General features: G+C 63.8%; 13 protein-coding genes and 2 pseudogenes. 8 read left to right on the top strand and 7 right to left on the bottom strand.

Going from position 1 to position 17,914, the window contains the following annotated elements; genetic code table 11:
* Window positions 1–76: 76 nt before the first annotated feature.
* From AC5ZGW_RS12785 to AC5ZGW_RS12750, 8 genes and pseudogenes are all read left to right on the top strand, one after another.
* Window positions 77–910: pseudogene (locus AC5ZGW_RS12785) on the top strand (malonate decarboxylase subunit alpha); the annotation flags it as partial.
* 13 nt (window positions 911–923) lie between these two features.
* The gene (mdcC, locus tag AC5ZGW_RS12780; RefSeq protein ID WP_130228133.1) at window positions 924–1,241 is read left to right on the top strand and encodes a malonate decarboxylase acyl carrier protein; all 318 of its coding nucleotides are present in this window, start codon (window positions 924–926) and stop codon (window positions 1,239–1,241) included.
* Entirely contained in the window at window positions 1,238–2,176 is a 939-nt protein-coding gene (locus AC5ZGW_RS12775; RefSeq protein ID WP_130228134.1) for a biotin-independent malonate decarboxylase subunit beta, read from the top strand. The genes mdcC and AC5ZGW_RS12775 overlap by 4 nt, the downstream gene beginning before the upstream one ends.
* Complete coding sequence (mdcE, locus tag AC5ZGW_RS12770) at window positions 2,163–2,885, top strand: biotin-independent malonate decarboxylase subunit gamma (RefSeq protein ID WP_130228135.1); 723 nt, start codon at window positions 2,163–2,165, stop codon at window positions 2,883–2,885. The genes AC5ZGW_RS12775 and mdcE overlap by 14 nt, the downstream gene beginning before the upstream one ends.
* A gap of 7 nt (window positions 2,886–2,892) precedes the next feature.
* Window positions 2,893–3,540 carry a malonate decarboxylase holo-[acyl-carrier-protein] synthase gene (gene mdcG / locus AC5ZGW_RS12765; RefSeq protein ID WP_130228136.1) on the top strand — a complete coding sequence of 216 codons (648 nt, stop codon included), beginning with the start codon at window positions 2,893–2,895 and terminating at the stop codon, window positions 3,538–3,540.
* The gene (gene mdcB, locus AC5ZGW_RS12760; protein ID WP_463326942.1) at window positions 3,537–4,424 is read left to right on the top strand and encodes a triphosphoribosyl-dephospho-CoA synthase MdcB; all 888 of its coding nucleotides are present in this window, start codon (window positions 3,537–3,539) and stop codon (window positions 4,422–4,424) included. The genes mdcG and mdcB overlap by 4 nt, the downstream gene beginning before the upstream one ends.
* A gap of 58 nt (window positions 4,425–4,482) precedes the next feature.
* Window positions 4,483–5,424: an acyltransferase domain-containing protein gene (locus AC5ZGW_RS12755; RefSeq protein WP_130228137.1), complete on the top strand. Its 942-nt coding sequence runs from the start codon at window positions 4,483–4,485 to the stop codon at window positions 5,422–5,424.
* Between the two features lie 166 nt (window positions 5,425–5,590).
* Entirely contained in the window at window positions 5,591–6,493 is a 903-nt protein-coding gene (locus tag AC5ZGW_RS12750; RefSeq protein WP_130228138.1) for an alpha/beta fold hydrolase, read from the top strand.
* Window positions 6,494–6,533: 40 nt separating this feature from the next.
* Here AC5ZGW_RS12750 and AC5ZGW_RS12745 read toward each other — a convergent pair whose 3' ends face one another.
* The 7 genes and pseudogenes from AC5ZGW_RS12745 to AC5ZGW_RS12715 form a co-directional block, all read right to left on the bottom strand.
* On the bottom strand, window positions 6,534–7,241 hold the full coding sequence (locus AC5ZGW_RS12745; RefSeq protein WP_130228139.1) for a hypothetical protein: 708 nt from the start codon (window positions 7,239–7,241) through the stop codon (window positions 6,534–6,536).
* A gap of 81 nt (window positions 7,242–7,322) precedes the next feature.
* Window positions 7,323–10,166, bottom strand: coding sequence for an ATP-binding protein (locus AC5ZGW_RS12740; protein ID WP_130228140.1), 2,844 nt, complete (start codon window positions 10,164–10,166; stop codon window positions 7,323–7,325).
* 339 nt (window positions 10,167–10,505) lie between these two features.
* Window positions 10,506–13,439 (bottom strand): ATP-binding protein, encoded by a 2,934-nt coding sequence (locus AC5ZGW_RS12735; protein ID WP_130228141.1) that lies wholly within the window; start codon window positions 13,437–13,439, stop codon window positions 10,506–10,508.
* Window positions 13,440–13,809: 370 nt separating this feature from the next.
* Entirely contained in the window at window positions 13,810–14,865 is a 1,056-nt protein-coding gene (locus tag AC5ZGW_RS12730) for an AraC family transcriptional regulator (protein WP_130228142.1), read from the bottom strand.
* Between the two features lie 377 nt (window positions 14,866–15,242).
* Window positions 15,243–15,944 (bottom strand): hypothetical protein, encoded by a 702-nt coding sequence (locus AC5ZGW_RS12725; protein ID WP_130228143.1) that lies wholly within the window; start codon window positions 15,942–15,944, stop codon window positions 15,243–15,245.
* A gap of 293 nt (window positions 15,945–16,237) precedes the next feature.
* Window positions 16,238–16,959, bottom strand: a pseudogene (locus AC5ZGW_RS12720) (CBS domain-containing protein).
* 16 nt (window positions 16,960–16,975) lie between these two features.
* Window positions 16,976–17,812, bottom strand: coding sequence for a universal stress protein (locus tag AC5ZGW_RS12715; RefSeq protein ID WP_130228144.1), 837 nt, complete (start codon window positions 17,810–17,812; stop codon window positions 16,976–16,978).
* Window positions 17,813–17,914 lie beyond the last annotated feature (102 nt).

The raw sequence follows: 17,914 nt of genomic DNA, 5'->3' as shown, positions 1-17,914 counted from the left end.
GACGCAACCTCAGACCGGCCGACAGTCGGCGCTACGTCCGTCAAGCGAAAGTAACATCCTCAGATGAGGCAATACGAAGGGCAAGGTCGCAAGCCATTTCGCGCTCAATCCTCATCCGGCGCTGATCCCCGCGATTGAATCGGGCTGGGTCGAGCAGATCCATTGTTTCGGCTCCGAGGTCGGCATGGACGACTATATCCGCGCACGCTCCGACGTCTTCTTCACCGGGCCTGACGGCTCGCTGCGCTCCAACCGCGCCTTCTGCCAGACCGCCGGCCTCTATGCCTGCGACATGTTCATCGGCTCGACGCTGCAGATCGACCTGCAGGGCAATTCATCGACGGTGACCACCTCGCGTATTGCGGGCTTCGGCGGTGCGCCGAATATGGGCGCCGATGCCCGCGGGCGGCGCCATCCGAGCACGCCATGGCTGCAGGCCGGCCGCGAGGCCGATCCCGACGGCTCGGCGCTGCTGCGCCGTGGCCGCAAGCTGGTGGTGCAGATCGGCGAGACCTTTGGCGAAAAGAACGTGCCGCTGTTGGTCGAGAAGCTGGACGCGCTCGCGCTCGCCGAGAAGCTCAAGCTCGAGCTCGCCCCGGTGATGATCTATGGCGACGACGTCACCCACGTCGTGACGGAGGAAGGCGTTGCCAACCTGCTGCTGTGCCGGGATGAGAACGAACGCGAACAGGCGATCCGCGGCGTCGCCGGCTATACCGATGTCGGCCGCAGAAGGGACAGGAAAATGGTGCAGCACTTGCGCGAGCGCGGCGTGATCCGCCGGCCGGAGGATCTCGGCATCGATCCGCTCGACGCCGACAGGAGCATGCTGGCGGCGCGCTCGATCAAGGATCTCGTGCGGTGGTCGGGCGGGCTCTACGCGCCGCCCTCGCAATTCCGCAACTGGTGAGGGGATAGCCGCGATGGAAGATTTGAGCTTTCACCATCAAGCCCGCGCTCGTGCCGGCGGGACCAGGCAAATGGCGATCATCGGTGTTGTAGCTTCCGGAAATCTGGAAGTGCTCGCCGAACGCGTGCTGCCTGAAACGGAATGCCGACTGGAGATCAAGACCGCGGCGGAAGGCTTTGGCGAGGTGTGGAACGCCGTGGTCGCCGACTTCGTCGAGCGCTACTCGCCGGGCGGGCTCAAGTTCTCCATCAATGACGGCGGCGCGCGGCCGGACACCGTGTCGCTGCGTCTCGCCCAGGCTGTCCGGCTGATGGCGGAGAACGAGCAATGAGCGTCGCGGATCTGGAAAAGCCGTCGCTGGAGCAGGCGAGGGCGACGAGCTTCTACGAGGCCTCGGCGCGGGCACGGATCCGGCTGCTGATCGATCCCGGAAGCTTTGTCGAATTCATCGGCCCCGAACGGCGCGAGGTCAGCCCGCATCTGAAACTGTTCGACCTTCCCGAGCAGTTCGACGACGGCATCATCATCGGCCGCGGGCGACTTGCGGAATCGCCGGTCTTCGTCGCCGCGCAGGAAGGCCGCTTCATGGGCGGCGCTTTCGGCGAGGTCCACGGCGCCAAGCTGACGGGATTGCTGCGTGCGGCGAAGGAGCTCAAGTCGATCCCGGTAGTGATCCTGTTCGACACCGGCGGCGTCCGCCTGCAGGAAGCGAATGCGGGCGAGCTTGCCATTGCCGAGATCATGCGCGCGGTGATCGAGGCGCGGACCGCCGGCGTAAAGGTGATCGGGCTGATCGGTGGCCGCTCGGGATGTTATGGCGGCGGCGGACTGATCGCGGGCTGCTGTTCGGCGCTGGCAGTGTCCGAGCAGGGACGTATCGCCGTCTCCGGTCCCGAGGTCATCGAGACCAATCGCGGCGTCGAAGAGTTCGACTCGCGCGACCGTGCCCTGGTCTGGCGCACGATGGGCGGCAAGCACCGGCGGCTGATCGGCGGCGCCGAGCTCTTCACCGACGACACGGTGCAAGCCTTCCGTGAGGCTGCCCTCGAATTGCTTGAGACCACCGCGGGCTTCGGCATCGATACGTTAAATGCCGAACAGTCCCGCCTCGAAGATCGATTGCAGCGCTTTGGCACCTGCCGGGATGCGGTCGAGATCTGGGCGGCGGAGGGTGTTGCCGACGCTGCGTCCGTTCCAGCGCTGCCGGCCGATCAGTTCATCGAACTTGCCGACAAGGTCCGGAGGATTGCCCGTGACGCTCGATAGGATCCTCGCCTCGATGTTTCCCAACGGCCACGACGTCAAGAATGACGGTGGCGTTCTGCTCGGGTCCTGCACGCTGCGATCCGGCGACCGCGCGCTGGTCATCGGAGTCGCTGATCGAACCGCGCTTGGTGTCGACGAGGCGATCAGGCTCTCGGGCGCCGTTCTTGGCGCGATCAAGCGCGGAAGCGGTCCGATCCTGGTCATCGTCGACAGTGACAGCCAGCGCATGAGCAAGCGCGACGAGCTTCTGGGACTGAACGAGTTCCTGGCTCATCTCGCCAAGTCGCTCATCCACGCCGATATCCAGGGGCGGCCCACGATCGGGCTGCTGTACGGCCATTCGGCGGCCGGCGCTTTCCTCGCAACCGCGCTGGCGACCCGCGTGCTGGTGGGATTGCCGGGCGCGGACCCGGCGGTAATGGACCTGCCGTCGATGTCCAAGGTGACGAAATTGCCGATCGAGGTGCTCGAGGAGAAAGCCAAGTCCACGCCGGTGTTCGCTCCCGGCCTGCAAAATCTGCTTCAGCTCGGCGCGGTGCATGTCATCTGGGACGACGAGGCCTCGCTGGCCGATCAATTGGAAAAACTGCTGCGCAACATGGGCGATGCGCGCGACCGACGCGATGCACTCGGCAAGGAGCGCGGCGGCCGTATGAAGGCCGCTGAGATCGCGGAGCGCGTGCGTGAGCTTGCCATGCAAACCGGCTGAGGGACCGATGAGGCGCCATGATCTGATCTTCGTCCGCCCCGAGAGCTGGTGTGCGGCGCTTGCGATGCGGAGCGATCTGGCGGCCGATCCGCTGATCGCGCGATGGGTCGAGAACGGCTGGCCGTTGATCGGGCGGCGTGCCACGCCTTGCGAGCAGCACGGCGTGGCGGCGGCCCTGCCATTGCCGCCCTTTGCCGGCAAGCGGCGGCTTTCCTTCCTGATGCGGGCCGAAGACGTGCTCTCGATCGCGCCCCCACCCTCGTTAGGAGCGGCGGCTCGGATGGCGCCGCCGACGTGGCGGCCGACGCTTGAACGTCTCGATGAACTCGCTTCGCGTCATTCGGTGGAAGCAAGGGTGTTCGGCGGCTTGGCCTGGCGCGTGTTGACCGGACTGGATTATCTGACCGATCGCTCCGACCTCGATCTGCTGCTGCGCATTGATCGTGACACGGATGTTGCCGCTCTTGTCACCGGCATGGCCGAGATCGAGGCGCCGGCGCCGATGCGGCTCGATGGCGAACTGGTGCGCGACGACGGCGCCGCCGTGAACTGGCGGGAGCTGCATGCCGGCGCGGACCAGGTGCTGGTCAAGACCATCGGCGGCGTCGCCTTGCTCGATACGAATCTCTTCCTCGCCGGGGAGATGCTGTCATGACGCCGGCTCTGGCATGGAGCGCGCAGCACCGCGCGCCTCGTCCACAGGTGATGGCGCCATGCGCGCCCGATGCGGCGGCGATCGCGGCAAGCGCCGTCGATTGCCTGCTGCTGGAAGTGGAGACATGGCCGAAGCCCGGCCTTGTGAGCCATGTTGATCGTGGCAGTCACGAGGATATGGACGCCGAGACGCTGCGCGTCAGTGCCAAAACCATCGGCCCGTATTTTGCCGCGTTGGCGGAAGCAGGTGCCGGCGGCTGGGCGATGGAGCGGCTGAGGATCATCGGTCTCGAGGCCGAGGCGGCGATGTTTGCTGCGACCTCAGGCATCAACACCTATCGCGGCGCCATCTTCGGCCTCGGCCTGTTGTGCGCGGCGGCCGGCGCAAGGAGCAGCGGGCAGGTCGATCCCGCGTTGTCGCTCGGGGCAATCGTGACGCGACTGTGGGGCGGCAGCATCCTCGGCGGGCCTGTGCTGCTCCACAGCCATGGCATGAAAGCCCGTCATCGCTTCGGTGCCGGTGGCGCGCGCGTCGAAGCGGCCAAGGGATTTCCCAGTGTCTACCACGTCGGCCTCCCGGCCTTGCACAGGGGAGCTCTCGCTGCTGCCGACGCGGAGGCCGCGCGGGTTGAAGCATGCTTTGCGCTGATCGCCGCGGTCGAGGACACCAACCTGCTGCATCGCGGCGGGCTGGACGGCCTCTTGTTTGCGCGCCGTGTGGCGCGGCAATTTCTCGGCCGGGGCGGCGTAGGTGCGCCCGATTGGCAGGAGCGCGCCCGCGCCATCCACGATAGCTTCGTCGTCCGCCGGCTCAGCCCCGGCGGATCGGCCGATCTATTGGCCATGACCCTGTTTGTCGACGCCCACGAAAGGTCGTGTCCCTGATGTCCAATGCGATCCTGCTTGCGCTGGCGCTGGTGTTCTTCGTGATGCTGGGCTGGCCATGACTCTGGCAGTCCTCTGCTCGGGGCAGGGACGGCAGCACCGCGACATGTTCGCCCTGACCGGCGATGCGCCGGAGGCGGCCAGCCTGTTTGTCCATGCGGCGATGCTGCTCGGCGGCCGTGATCCGCGCGAGATCGTCCGCAGCGAGAGCGCTGAAGTGCTGCACCACAATCGCATCGGCCAGATCCTCTGCACGCTGCAGGCGCTGGCCGCAGCTTCCGTGCTGCGCGCCCAAATGCCTGACCGGCTCATCGTTGCCGGCTACAGCGTTGGCGAGGTCGCGGCCTGGGGCGTCGCAGGCCTTACGAGCATGACGGATACGCTCGACCTGGTGGCCTGCCGCGCGGAAGCGATGGACGCTGCCACGCTGCCCGGTGACGGAATGGTCTTCGTTCGCGGCCTTCCCCGCGATGCCATCGACACCTTGTGCGAGCGGCACGATGCCGCCGTCGCCATCGTCAATCCGGGCGACGCCTTCATTCTCGGCGGAAGCCGGGCAGCGTTGAAAGCGCTCGCCGATGACGCGAAAGCGATGAAGGCGGCCAGGGTCGTCGACGTACCGGTGGAAGTTGCCTCCCACACCCCGCGGCTTGCCAAGGCATCGACGGAATTCCGCGACAGACTAAGCCATGCTGCCGTGATGGTACTGCCAACCGGAACGCGGCTTCTGAGCGGGATCGACGCTGCGCCCGTCATCGATGTCAAAACCGGTCTCGACAAGCTGGCGGTCCAGATCTCGCAGACGGTGCAATGGGCCGATTGCCTGCAGGCGTGCATGGAGAGCGAAGCGACGGTGTTTCTGGAACTCGGGCCAGGCCGGGCGCTGAGCGAGATGGTGGCTGGCGCCTATCATGACGTCGCGACCCGATCTCTGGACGATTTCCGCACGCTGGACGGCATTCGCGCTTGGCTGACCACCCGTCTGGGTATTCGGTTCTGATTCAATCGGAACCGAATATTTTCGGTCGCCGACGCGCGGCTTCTCACGCAAAGATTATCGTCATGCCGGCATTACGACGGTTCGTCGTTGGTAGCGAACATTCGATGAGGCTTTTACATGACGTATATAATTGCAACTGACACCCGCGCATGAGGAGATCCGGCAAATGACGATTCCTGCGGCCGAGACGTTTGGTGCAACCTGGCCCTTTGCGCCGCACTATTTTGACGGGAACGGCTTTCGTATGCATTATATCGACGAGGGCGACGGCGATCCCATCATTTGTCTGCATGGTGAGCCGACCTGGGGCTATCTATATCGACACTTTATTCCGCCGCTTTCTGCGACGCACAGGGTCATCGTTCCCGATCATATGGGCTTCGGCAAAAGCGAGACTCCTCGCGATCGCGAGTATTCGCTGAAAGCCCATGTCGACAACCTTACGAACCTCATCGAAGCGATCGATCTGAGGAACATCACCCTGGTCATGCAGGATTGGGGCGGGCCGATCGGTTCGGCCTTCACGCTGCGACACCCCGACCGCGTCAAGCGCCTGTTCCTCGTCAACACATTGGCGGGCTATGGCAACGCGGAGTTCGACGCGCAGACGCCCTGGTTTCAGTTTGTCCGCAAGCATTACGAAGCCGGCACGCTTGGCGAGGTGTTGGGACATCTGGACGTCAACATTCTCAGCATCATGAAGATCATTGGTCTTGAGAATCTGTCGGCAGTGAATTCCGATTGGCTCGCGGCCTATGGTTCGGCCTTTCCTGCAAGGGAGGACTGTATCGGAGCGATCGAGTTCCCGCTCGATGTGCTGCTCGGTCGGATTATCCCATACGTCGTTGAAGGTTTTCCTCTCGTCGACAATCTGAAGTCAAAGCCAGCAATGCTCGCCGTCGGTATGAAGGACAGAGCTATCTCGCCGGCGGTCCAAATCGCCGACTTCAGGGGAATATGGCCGGACCGGCCCATCATCAAGCTGCCCAATGCCGGCCACTTCAGCCAGGAGGATGCGCCCGATGTTCTCGTCGCACTGATTCAGCTCTTTGTTCAGGGCAAGGAGTAATCGCACACGCGACGCGACGGTCGACACCGCTCGCTGGCTGCTACTCGAATGCCGCGTCGAAGATCTCGATGTCGATCAGTGCCGGCTTCGTAATCACCGTGCCGTCGGGCTGACGCGACAGGCAGCGCCGGAGCGTGGGAATGACGATGTCGTTGAACTTCTGATGCGCCCAGGTCAGGTGTGCGATTGGCGTGCCCGCGGCCTCGTAGTCCAATCGCCGCTGCAGCCCATCGCTATCGAAGTAGAATATCTGCTCCCGCGAATGCGTAACGATGGTCGGTGGAAACAGCGCGCGGAGACGCCGCCAGATCTGGCCGCCGGTGTTCCAGGGGGGCAGCTCTTCGGTCTCAATTTCAGGTTGCGCCAGCAGAAAGGGGGTCGTCAGACAGTTCCAGAGGGAGAGGCCGCAAAAATAGGCCAGGCGCAGATCGTCCCACGGCATTTCCTCGTGGTGATCCGAAAATGCTGTCTGCGGGTCGCCACACGAACGCAGGATCTCGCCTTGCAGACTCTGGATGGCGACCCAGTCGGGCTGAAACAGGCCGCATCTGTCGGGAGCGGTGAAGCCGGTGAATTGCAGCGTCTGGACCTCGGTCGAACCTTCCATGACCATGTCCTTGAGCCGCCCTGCATTGCCGATGCGGGAGAACAGCGCGCCATCGATGGAAAGGTGGACGGTGAATCTCTTCAACCGACGCCATCGTTCCAGCCCACCGCAGGCATCGAGGGCGTCATCAAGCAATGCCATTCGCAAATCCCGTCTTCGACCAGCCCCAAAATCGTGCAGGGAGCATGGCCCAGCGCGGGCGAATTTGCGCGTTAGATGTTGTTAGATACCCGGAGTCAGCTCATCGAGCAGTAATTTTACGGACCTGAGATCGGCGCTGTCGAGGCCTTCACTGTATCGTGCATAGAGCGGAGCGATCAGTGCATGTGCCTTTGCTGCATCGCCCTGTTCACGCCAGAGCCGTCCCAAGGTGGCGGCGGCCCGCAATTCCCATCCAAGTGCGCCTTGCTCGCGGGACAGCGTGAGCGACTGCATCAGACAGGTTTCGGCCTCGGATGGACGGGCCGAGGAAGCCAGGACATATCCCTTGACGCGCAGCATCTCCGGCAGGTCGAACGACTGCCCGGCGCTGTCGCGCTGCGCGATCGCCTCATCGATGATGCCGAGCGCCTCCTCGTATTGCCGCGCCTGCACCAGGCCTTCGGCGAGCGCTGCCGCGAACACCGTGCTCAGGATCTTGTGCCGGGTCTGCCGCAATGTTCCGGCGCCCTGACGCAGCAGTTCGATGCCGACCTTGGCTTCTCCGCGGCGGATCAACAGTTCGCCCTTCAGTCCGAGTCCCACGGCCTGATAGGGCCCGAGAAAATGCCTGGCCGCATGATTGATGAGACGTTCGATCAGCTTGTCGGCGTCCTCCCAATCGCCGACCCAGAGAAACACGTAGATCGACCATATCAGGCCGATGCCGATGGTGAGCGGCTGCTCTGTGCGCTCGGCCTCGCTGACCGCATATCTCGCCGCCGCGATGGCACGGTCGGGACGTCCCGTCAGCCAGAGGCTTCGCGCAAGGGCTACCAGCGCAACGATCCGGTCATCATATCCGAGCCGCTGCATGTTGATCTGCAGGCGAGACGGATCATGGGTCGTGGCGCTCTCGCATTGCAAGACGGCATCGTTCTGATTCCCGATCAGGTGGTTGGCGACTCCGAGCATCCACTCCGCGGTACGGATGGCACCGGCATCGTTCAATGTCCTGGCAACCACCGCGCCGCGCTCGCCCATCGCCAGCGCGCCATGATAATCGCCGATCCGGGTCAGATAGATATGAAGCTCTCGCAGCAGCCATAGCTGCCAGTGCAGGTCGTTGTGGGACTCTGCCAGTTGCAGGCTGCGGGTGAGGGCCGCATGGACTTCTTCGGTGTTGCCTTGCGTGAACATCAAGGACACGCCAAGCGCGGCCTGAAGCTCCATCTCCTGACGCGGGTCGGCAATTTGCGGATCAAACCCCGCCAGCGCCTGTCGCGCCCAGCGATGGCATTCCGTCAGCAGCGAAAGCTGCAGGAAGAATTGGGCGGCCGCCGCGGCAAGCCCGATCTCGATCGCGCGGTCGCCATGTTCGGAGAAGCTCCAATCCAACGCCGCGCGCACATTGGCAAGATGATCCGCATAGGGAGTGAAGCTGTCGCCCGTCGAGAATGCTGCTGCTCTCGCCGCGATGCCCGCAAGGAGATCGCGGAAATAGATCGCATGGTTGCGCGATATCCTTGTGGCTTCGCCGCTTTCCACAAGCTTCTCCGCGGCGAAGGCGCGCGTGGTGTCGAGCAGCCGATAGCGCACCGGCTGAGCCGTAGACGGCAGCGAGATCAGCGACTTTGCTACCAGGTTTGCGATCGCCTCAACCGCCTCGGCTTCGTCGGTTCCATCCTCGGAGGCTACCGCGAGGGCGGCTTCCAGCGTGAAGGTGCCGGCGAACACCGACAGCCTGCGCAGAGTGACGCTTTCGATGGGAGTCAATAGATCGTAGCTCCAGCCGAGCGCCGCGCTCAGCGTCTGATGCCTGGGCGCTGCGGTGCGTCGGCCCTGCCACAACAGCGAGAAGCGACTGTTCAGCAGCGTGGCGATGCCCTGGATTCCATAGGCGTTGACGCGACCGGCGGCGAGCTCGATCGCCAGCGCAATGCCATCGAGCTTGCGGCAGATTTCCGCCACCAGCGGCGCTTCGCCATCGCCAAGCTCGAACCCCCCGAGGCTCGCGGCGATGCGTTCGACAAACAATTGCGCCGCGGGATAGGCCAGCACGTCGGGAGCGGTGATGGCAGCGCGCTCCGGCGGGCAATCCAGCGGAAACAGCCGATGCACCTGCTCGCCTTCGGCGCGCAACGATTCACGGCTGGTTGCCAGGATGGAAACCTCAGGCGCCTCGCGGATGATGCTTTCCGCGAGCATCGCCAGGCTTTCCAAGAGATGCTCACAACTGTCGAAGATCAACAGCATCCGCTTCTCGCGCAGAAACGCCAGCATGCTGGGCACCGGATTGTCGGAGGAGACCGAAAGCCCCAATGCCGATGCCAGCGCGCTCGGCGCCAGGCGCTTGTCCCGCAGCGAGCCGAAGTCGACGAACCTGACCATTCCGGCAAAAGCGCCGAGCTGACGGTGCCCCACCGCCAGGGCAACGGTGGTCTTGCCGATGCCGCCCGGTCCGACCACCGTGACCAGGCGGTGGCGGGCGAGCTCGGCGGCAATCGTCTCGACTGTTTCGGTGCGCCCGATCATCCTGGCAATTTGCGCCGGAAGGGGAGGGCTGCCGGCCGGCGTTGCGGCAGGCTTCGTATCCGCGCGCACGATCGGCGCGGTGAAGCAATAGCCGCGACCAGGAACGTTCACGACATATCTCGCGCCGGACGCGCTGTCGCCGAGCACCTTGCGCAGCGCGCTGACGTGGAAGCGGAGGCTGCCCTCGTCGACGTTCACATCGGCCCACACCCGGGACACCAATTCCCGCTTGCCGACGACCTCGCCGGCGCGTTCGGCGAGGAAGATCAGGATGTCGAGCGCGCGGCCGCCGATATGAACGGGATTGCCGTCCTTTTCGAGCAGTCGCGCTTTCGGCAGCAGTCGGAACGGCCCGAATGCCAGTGCAGATTCGTCGCTATTGTCGCCCTGCACGCGGTACCTGCCTGCTGCGAGAGCCGTCTTTGGCCCAACTATGATTTGTGCCCGGATTAGGGCACCAGTTTGGACGGGATCCGCTCACGGGACAATGCATGGGGAGAGAAGGGGGCCGTCCCGGGGATGGGGCGGGGGATAGGACGGCCCCCGTGGGCTCGTTGCCTTGGGAAGGGCGCTGCGAGCCGATGGCGCAAGCTGGTGGCCTTGAATGCTTACGCCACGTACCATGCCGGATGGGATGGCTCGGGTCTTTCGGATCTGCACCTTCATTTCGAGTTCGCATGATCGCGGTTGCCGGATAGACGCAGATCGGCCCAGGCGGATGCGTTCGGTGCCTTACCCCCGAACCGCCAGTCTTGCGTCCGTCGATGAATCAGGGTGCTGCGAGCCGAGCTCATCCAATAGCGCCCGTGCCGCCTTCAGCGCGCGGCTGTTGAACCCCTCGGTAAAGCGGGCATAGGTCGGCGCGAGAAGCCGCCGCGCCTCGCCAGCGCGATCCTGCCCGAGCCAGAGTTTTGCGAGGCAGGTCGCCGCAACCAGCTCCATGGCGAGCGCTGATTGACGGCGGGCCATGTCAATCGATTCCTTCAGGCAGCGCTCTGCCTGCTCCAGGTCCGGGCTCCTTGCGGAGAGCAGAACTTCCGCCTTTGCGCGCAGCAGCTCGGGCATGCAGAACATATCCTTGTTGTGCCCGACACGGGCGATTGCCAGATCGATCGTATCAAGCGCCTCCTTTTCCTGCCCGATGGTGGCGAGCGCCTGCGCCAGCGCGATGCGGAAATCCGCGAGCGAGCCATATCGATGGCTGTGCATGACTTCGAGCGCGCCCCGCAGCAGCGCAATCCCGGTCTCGACCTGGCCCTGCGCCACCAGGACAACACCTTTTGTTCCGTAGCCAATCGTCTGGTACGGCCCGAGCGCGTGCTTGCTCGCTTCCAGGATAAGTCTGTCGGCGTATTCTTCGTAGCTCTCCGTCTCCGAGTTCCAGACAAAGATCGAGAATGCCCAAAGCATCGCCATGCAGAGCTTGGCAGGATGACCGATACGCATCGTGTCGGCGATGGCCCGCCGCGCCGTGTCGACCGCCTGATCGGGATATCCCTGAAGCCACAGAATGCGAGCCAGCGTGATTCGTGCGCGACTGAGGTAGTCGTAGTTCAGGGGATCATCGACATCAGGTTCCGAGCCCGGCAACTGCAACAACGCCGATTCCACATAAGACCGGGCCAGCCGCGCGTCTCCGACAAGATGGCAGGAGACGCCGAGCGCAATCCGTATATGCGCAAGTTTAATGCGGTCGCCGTGATCGGACGCGACGGCTTCGCCGCGTTTGGCGAGCGCCAGCGCTTCCGTGAAATTTCCTGCCCTCATCTGGAATACGTGAACCCGCTCGATCAGGCGAAGCTGGCTGGGAACGTCGCCGATCTCTTCGGCTATTCGAAGCGCTCGCGTCAGAAAAGCGTGAACGTCGTCGGTGGTCCCCTTCGTGAGCAACAGCGCCAGGCCCAGGGCGGCGTGAAGGTCGAGGTCGTATTTCAGGCTGTGATTTGCCACGTCAAGCTGTGCGATCGCGCGCTTGGCCCAGAGCTGGCACTCGGCGAACAGGGACAGTTTGAGGAAAAACGGCATGGCCGCAGCGGCCAGCGCGACGCCCGTTGCGCGGTCGCCGCGTTCGGAGAAGCACCAGGCCAGCGCCGCGCGTATGTTTCCGAACTGGTCTGCGATCGCCGCAAATCGGTTCGCTTCCGATGATGGGGCCGAGCCGCTACCGATCTCTTGCAGCAGATGCAGGAAATAGCGGGCATGCCGCCGCGCCGTCGCATCGGCATCCATGCTGGCGGCAAGCCGTTCCAGGGCATAGGCCCGTGCCGTGTCGAGCAATCTGTATCGCGTTGATGTGCCGCTCGCGCTTGCCGCAAGCATGGATTTCGCCACCAGGCTCGCAACGGCCGCGATCACCTGCCCGTCGTCGGCGTCCTCTGCGCCAGCAACGGAGCGCGCGGCTTCCAAGGTGAAGCTGCCGGCGAACACGGCCGCTCGCCGCAGCACCATGCGCTCGGGCTCCGACAGCAATTTGTAACTCCAGTCGAGCGTCGCGCGCAGGGTCTGATGCCGTGGCAGCACGGCATGCTGTCCCTCGCCCAGGAGCTTGAATGCGTCGTTCAAGAGCGCGACCGTGTCCTTGATATTGGAGGCACTGGCGCGGCTGGCGGCGAGCTCGATCGCCAGTGCGATGCCATCCAGCCTGCGGCAGATCTCGCCAACCAGGCGCGCGTCCGCGTCGCTCAGCTCGATGAGATGCCCGCCGCTCGCAGCCGCGCGCTCCACAAATAGCTGGACTGCGGGAAAGGCAAGTGCCTGTGCGGCCGTCAGGCCGGCGTCATCAGGCGGGCTCAAGAGCGGCTGCAGACGGTGAACATGCTCGCCCTCGACCCGCAGCGACTCCCGGCTGGTGGCCAGGATATGGAGCTGCGGCGCCTCCGCATAGAGCCGCTCGGCCAGCGCGGCCGATGTCTCGATCACATGCTCGCAACAATCCAGTATCAGCAGCATCCGCCTGTCGCGGAGCAGGTTCACCAGACTGTCCGATGGATCACCAGCCTGGCCGAGGAGGCCGAGCGCCGAGGCGACGACATTTGGAACGAGTGCGGGATCATGGAGTGTCCCAAAGTCGAGGAAGCGGACCGCACCGGCGAACGCTTCGAGCAATTCATGGCCGACGGAGACCGCCACCGTGGTCTTGCCGACGCCGCCGGGGCCGACGACGGTGACGAAACGCTCGCTCCTCAATTTGGCCGATATGTCGCGGACGGTCTGGTCGCGTCCCACCATCCGCATCGGCCGCGCCGGCAGATTGTGGGGCGGTTCGGAGCTCGGCCCGATCGAGGACTGCTCCTGATTATTCGGATGCGAAAGCCGTCCGACGAAACAGTAGCCCTGCCCCGAAACGGTGGTCAGGTATCTCGCGCCGGCCTCGCCGTCGCCGAGCGCTTTCCGAAGGCCCGCGATCTGCACCCTGAGGCTGCCTTCATCGACGATGATGTCGGGCCACACCTTGGCCAAGAGGTCATTCTTGCTGACCACCGTGCCGGCACGCTCGACCAGGGCGATCAAAAGATCAAGCGCCCGGCCGCCGAGCTGAATCGGAGTGCCGTCCTTCTCCAGCGTTCTTTGCCCTGCATGCAGCCGAAACGGACCGAAGCAAACGGTCTCCGGCGCGGCCGAATCCCGACCGGCCTCGCGGACGGCGCGTTGCGTGCGGTCGCCCATGTTCGGGACCTCAATCAAGCAGGTGGCCGACGCTCTCCGTCCTTCACCGCATCAGCTTGATGCGCACCGGAGCAACACGTCGCGGTGCCCGTCCGAACTCCAAATGACCTGAGATCGTCGAGGGACCAATCCAGCGCATCATATTGCTTTCCGAACGCCTAGCAACCTTAGCCAAAGGTGTTACAGGATAGCCAAAGGTGTTACCCGACAGCGCTGCGTCCGACAGATCGAAATAGGAATAATATCGCGCCGCGCGGCAAAAGCATGCGCGCGCGAGCTGCCACGGCGATGATGCCGATTTTCAATCGAGTGATTGCAAGTGACTATGGGGCGGCCGGTGTCGCAATTTGCGACACGGCCTCAGGTGCTGTCACAGCGAGGCGTGACCGCCGGCGGCAATGAGATGATCCGCGCGCCATACTTCAGCCCGTGGCCGGCCGAACGGGATCTTGGTCCGGACGCTCTGGTCGATCGGCGAGGGCGATGCGCTTCGGCTGGCGGTTCGCCAGCGCGCCGGCGTTTCCCCGGTGATGCGCTTGAAGACAGTCGAGAAATGCGCCTGGGTGCAGAAGCCCACTGCCAATGCGACCTCGGCCAGGGGCGTCTCGCCGTCGGAGAGGATCGATTTCGCGCGCTCGACGCGCCGGTGCAGCAGATATTCGCGCGGGCGGAAACCTGTCGCTGCCCGGAACTGGGCCGCAAAATGCATGCGGGACAGGCCGGCGGCCTTGGCCAGATCGGCAAGACTGACGCTGCGATGATAGTTTGCGTTGACGTACTCCTCGACCCGCCTGAGCCGCCATTTCGGCAGCGCGTTGACCTTGCTCCGCGGCGTCTCGAGTCGGGCGATATGCATGGCCAGCGTTTGACCAATGCAGCGGGTGAAAGCCGGGTCCCTGGCATTGCCGCGCTCGATCAGCGCCCTGCCGAGCTGCTCGGCAAAGGAGTCCCGCAGCAGGATGAGGTCGCCGAGATCCTCGCCGGTCGCACAGGGCTCGGCCGCGGCGCGGTGCCCGTGAAGATAGTCGGCCGAGACATGGAAGTGCAGGAAGTCGTAGGGGGCGTGAAACTGCGCACCAAGCTGGGTCGAAGGCGCCGTGACGTGCAGCGTGCCCGCCGGCATGACCCCGTCGAAAATGATCTGCCGCCCCCGTGTCAGGGTGAGGCGCGTGCTCTTCAGGGCGATCGCCACCACATATCGACCGGGCGGCGTTGCCGCCTCCTCGTATCGGGAGCCGGTTTGCGAACCCGCCCAGCGCGAAATCGCGATCTCCCCGATCGCAGCCGCATCATCCTCTTTCAGGTCGCGCCACTTGTGCTCCTGGCGGAGCCCTTCGGCATCAGGATGGACGTGGTGCGATTCCGAGCCGATCGGGAGGCTGACGTGAGGGTGGCTCAGCCTCTCGTTGATAGCCTGCGTAAGCATCGCTCATCCTTTCTAGTTTCGGTCGGCATCGCCTGCGACCGAGGAACTCTGCGAATGCAACAGTTGCAATGCTGAAGAGCATATGCCCTTCGCGCTATGATGCCCGTTATAGATGCTTAGCGGGTGTTAGATATTGCAAATGGCGGCAGCGTGCTCGCCTCCGCGTCGAGGCGAATTTGCTTTAGTTCTGAGAGAGTTGGCCGCGGATAAAGCCGTGAGAGAAGTCGTTAGTATGCCCGTTCTATACCTTCGTATAGCTTTCGGGTTATCCGCCTCAACGCATGGGCCGCCAGAAAATTTGCTTCGCTTCTGAAGAAAAAATATCCGACCATATTGTAGGGATTGTCAGGCATCCCTTGCGATACCGCCGCTTGGCGTCACATCGACAATAGCGTGGTCGTCGTCATCTGTGTCTTGCGCATCCAGGCGATCGGCAAGGTGAATTGAAGCGAGCTGGAAATGCGGGATGTGACCTGATCCTGCAACTTCAATAAATCGGCCGCGCTTCCGTCGAAGCGATCCGCCCACAACTGCTCGCCGTTTTCAGCGTCGACCAGCCGCGCATTGATGCGAAGCTGGTCGGCGGAGCGAAGCACCGAACCGAGCAGCAGGTAGCGGACATTCAGCTCCTGACCGATCCGTTTGGGATCGATCCTCTGGTTTCTGTCTGTCAGTGCCGAGCCGCCGGTGATGACGACAAGAGCCGGGATGTTGACGGATAAGTCCGTCGTCAGGTTCTCGACGACGGCGTCGCCGAAATAATCCTGCGCCGGATCGCCGCTGAGATTCTCGAAGGGCAGCACGGCAATGGAGAGGCGCGGCGCCGGCATCACCACTTGCCTGCGGCTGATCCAGTCGTTGAGCGCCTTGTAGGTCGTCCAATAGCCGGTCAGGCCGCCCAATACGGTGCCCACCGCGGCGAGCCCGGCTATTCCCGTGACGATGCGCCTTGTGCGTTGATGCCAACGCGGCGCAAAGCGCCATATATGCGCGATACCCAGCGCTCGCTCCGACGAGATGTTCGAGCTGCCGGCCGTTGTCGTTGTCTCGCGGTCAAATGCTCGCCCATCGTTGAGCATGGCGATAGTCCGATCCTGAACGAATTTCCGTGTGGCGATTGTATTGAAGCCGCACCCATATCTACACGAACGGTACGTCAGCCGATAAGGCTTCGCCAGAATGCGCAAGAACTTTTCGTTCGATCCGGAATGTCGGCCGTACTTTTTCGATATGCGCTTGCCGTCGATCCCAGACGATCGATCCTGCAGCGCCCCCGTTGCGTGCATTTCCGAAAGAGATCGGCCGCTTTCGAAAGATCGCTTCACGAGGCGTAGTTATATATCACGGAATCGGCAGCGCTCCCGGGGGCGGTTCACCTCGCCGCACTGACGTCTTCCGGCGGCTCCACATAGTACCCCGAATAAGTATCCACGAAGCAAAGGTGATCGTGGACCGCTTTAACGCCGGCGGTGTTCTCGGCGAGAACGATGGCCGCCTTGCGCGTGCTGTCGTCGAAGATGACACCATGGAGATGAGCGACGCCGTTGCGCACGGTGACCTGGAAGCCGGCGGGCCGCCAGTCTGTGCCCTGGATCTGACGCAGGATACGATCGCGGATATGCTGGTCATCAGCGGTCGGGTCGGGGATTTCCTTGGCAAGGCTCGCGACCGCCTGAAGGATGTTGGCGCGCGTGATGATGCCGACGAGCATCTTGCCGCTCATCACCGGCAGGCGCTTCACGCGCCTCTTTTCCATGATGCGCACGAGCTCGTCCAAGGGCGTCTGCTCGTCCACCGTGATCGGATCCGGCGTCATGACGTCTTCGACGCGACGCCCGCGTTCATGCACGAAATCGATCGCGGCGCGTCCGGGCCCGGCGAAGAACTGCAGCCAGCCCGGGCGCCGGCGGCCGGTGCCGATCTCGCCGCGGCAAAGGAAGTCGCTCTCGGAGACGATACCCTTGAGCATGCCGTCTTCGCACATCACCGGCAGGCCGCTCAGGTGACAGCGCAGCATGATGTTGGCGGCATCCATGATGGATGCATGGGGCTGACGGTGATGACGTCCCTGGTCATGATCTGGTGGGCGCGCATGGCATGTGTCTCGAATCTAATGCGACATCAGCGTCGGCACAGTCATCGAGCGCAGCATGTCGCGCGTGACCCCGCCGAGCACGGTTTCCTTGAGGCGCGAATGCCCGTAGCCGCCCATCACGAGGAGATCGAGCGACTCGTCGGCCGCGAGCGACAGGATGCCCGCCTGGATTTCGGAATCGTCCATCCTGAGCGAGGTCAGATGGACCGCGACGCCGACATGCGCCAGGTACCGCGCGAGATGGGTCGGCGAGGCCTCGCTCGGCACGTTGTCGTCTTCGTTGACAGTGATGACCGTCAGCCTATCTGCCGCCATCAGAAAGGGCATGGCGTCATGCAAGGCGCGCGCCGCAACGCGGCTGCCATCCCAGCAGATGCCGATCCGCTTTGCCCTCAACGCGCCCTTGAATGTGTAAGGCATGAACAGCACCGGGCCGCCGGCCTCGAACAGGGTTTTTTGGGCGAGGTTGTTGTCGAAGGTGTCGCGATCGACCTCGGGCTGCGACACGATCGTCAGGTCGTGCAGCCGCGCGGCCGCGCCGACGATCTCGACCGCCTCGCCCGGAAGCGCGCTGAGGGCGCGACAGCGGTAGGTGATACCTGCATTCCTGGCCTGCGCCTCGAACATGCGCAACGCGCCGTCAGCGCGCTCGAACGCGCGCTGACGCTCGATCTCATAGATCGAGCCGACCGCGGCGCCACCTTCCGCCGTCATCGGTATGCTGCTGGCCTCGTAGCCTATCGCCAGCGCTTCGAGTTCGGCCTTGGACGTGGCCGCGAGCGATATCGAGCCATCGGCGACTGGACGCGTCGACAATTCCGTGGGCACCAGCACCAGAATGTTCTTGTACATGAATCTCTCCCTGATGACGGACGAAAGCCGCCTGCGGGCGCTTCCCGTCGTTGGCGAACTCACTATGTCAGCGCAGTTTCCTCCCCTTGTTGACCCACATCA

Source organism: Bradyrhizobium sp. Crot121 (assembly GCF_059512385.1).
Note: the sequence above shows the minus strand (reverse complement) of the source record. Positions and strands in the feature narration are given on the sequence as shown.

Excerpts from the sequence above, each read along its gene's own strand:
- mdcC (WP_130228133.1), top strand. The coding sequence starts at position 924 with ATGGAAGATTTGAGCTTTCACCATCAAGCCCGCGCTCGTGCCGGCGGG.
- AC5ZGW_RS12775 (WP_130228134.1), top strand. The coding sequence starts at position 1,238 with ATGAGCGTCGCGGATCTGGAAAAGCCGTCGCTGGAGCAGGCGAGGGCG.
- mdcG (WP_130228136.1), top strand. The coding sequence starts at position 2,893 with ATGAGGCGCCATGATCTGATCTTCGTCCGCCCCGAGAGCTGGTGTGCG.
- mdcB (WP_463326942.1), top strand. The coding sequence starts at position 3,537 with ATGACGCCGGCTCTGGCATGGAGCGCGCAGCACCGCGCGCCTCGTCCA.
- AC5ZGW_RS12755 (WP_130228137.1), top strand. The coding sequence starts at position 4,483 with ATGACTCTGGCAGTCCTCTGCTCGGGGCAGGGACGGCAGCACCGCGAC.
- AC5ZGW_RS12750 (WP_130228138.1), top strand. The coding sequence starts at position 5,591 with ATGACGATTCCTGCGGCCGAGACGTTTGGTGCAACCTGGCCCTTTGCG.
- AC5ZGW_RS12745 (WP_130228139.1), bottom strand. The coding sequence starts at position 7,241 with ATGGCATTGCTTGATGACGCCCTCGATGCCTGCGGTGGGCTGGAACGA.
- AC5ZGW_RS12735 (WP_130228141.1), bottom strand. The coding sequence starts at position 13,439 with ATGGGCGACCGCACGCAACGCGCCGTCCGCGAGGCCGGTCGGGATTCG.
- AC5ZGW_RS12730 (WP_130228142.1), bottom strand. The coding sequence starts at position 14,865 with ATGCTTACGCAGGCTATCAACGAGAGGCTGAGCCACCCTCACGTCAGC.
- AC5ZGW_RS12725 (WP_130228143.1), bottom strand. The coding sequence starts at position 15,944 with ATGCTCAACGATGGGCGAGCATTTGACCGCGAGACAACGACAACGGCC.
- AC5ZGW_RS12715 (WP_130228144.1), bottom strand. The coding sequence starts at position 17,812 with ATGTACAAGAACATTCTGGTGCTGGTGCCCACGGAATTGTCGACGCGT.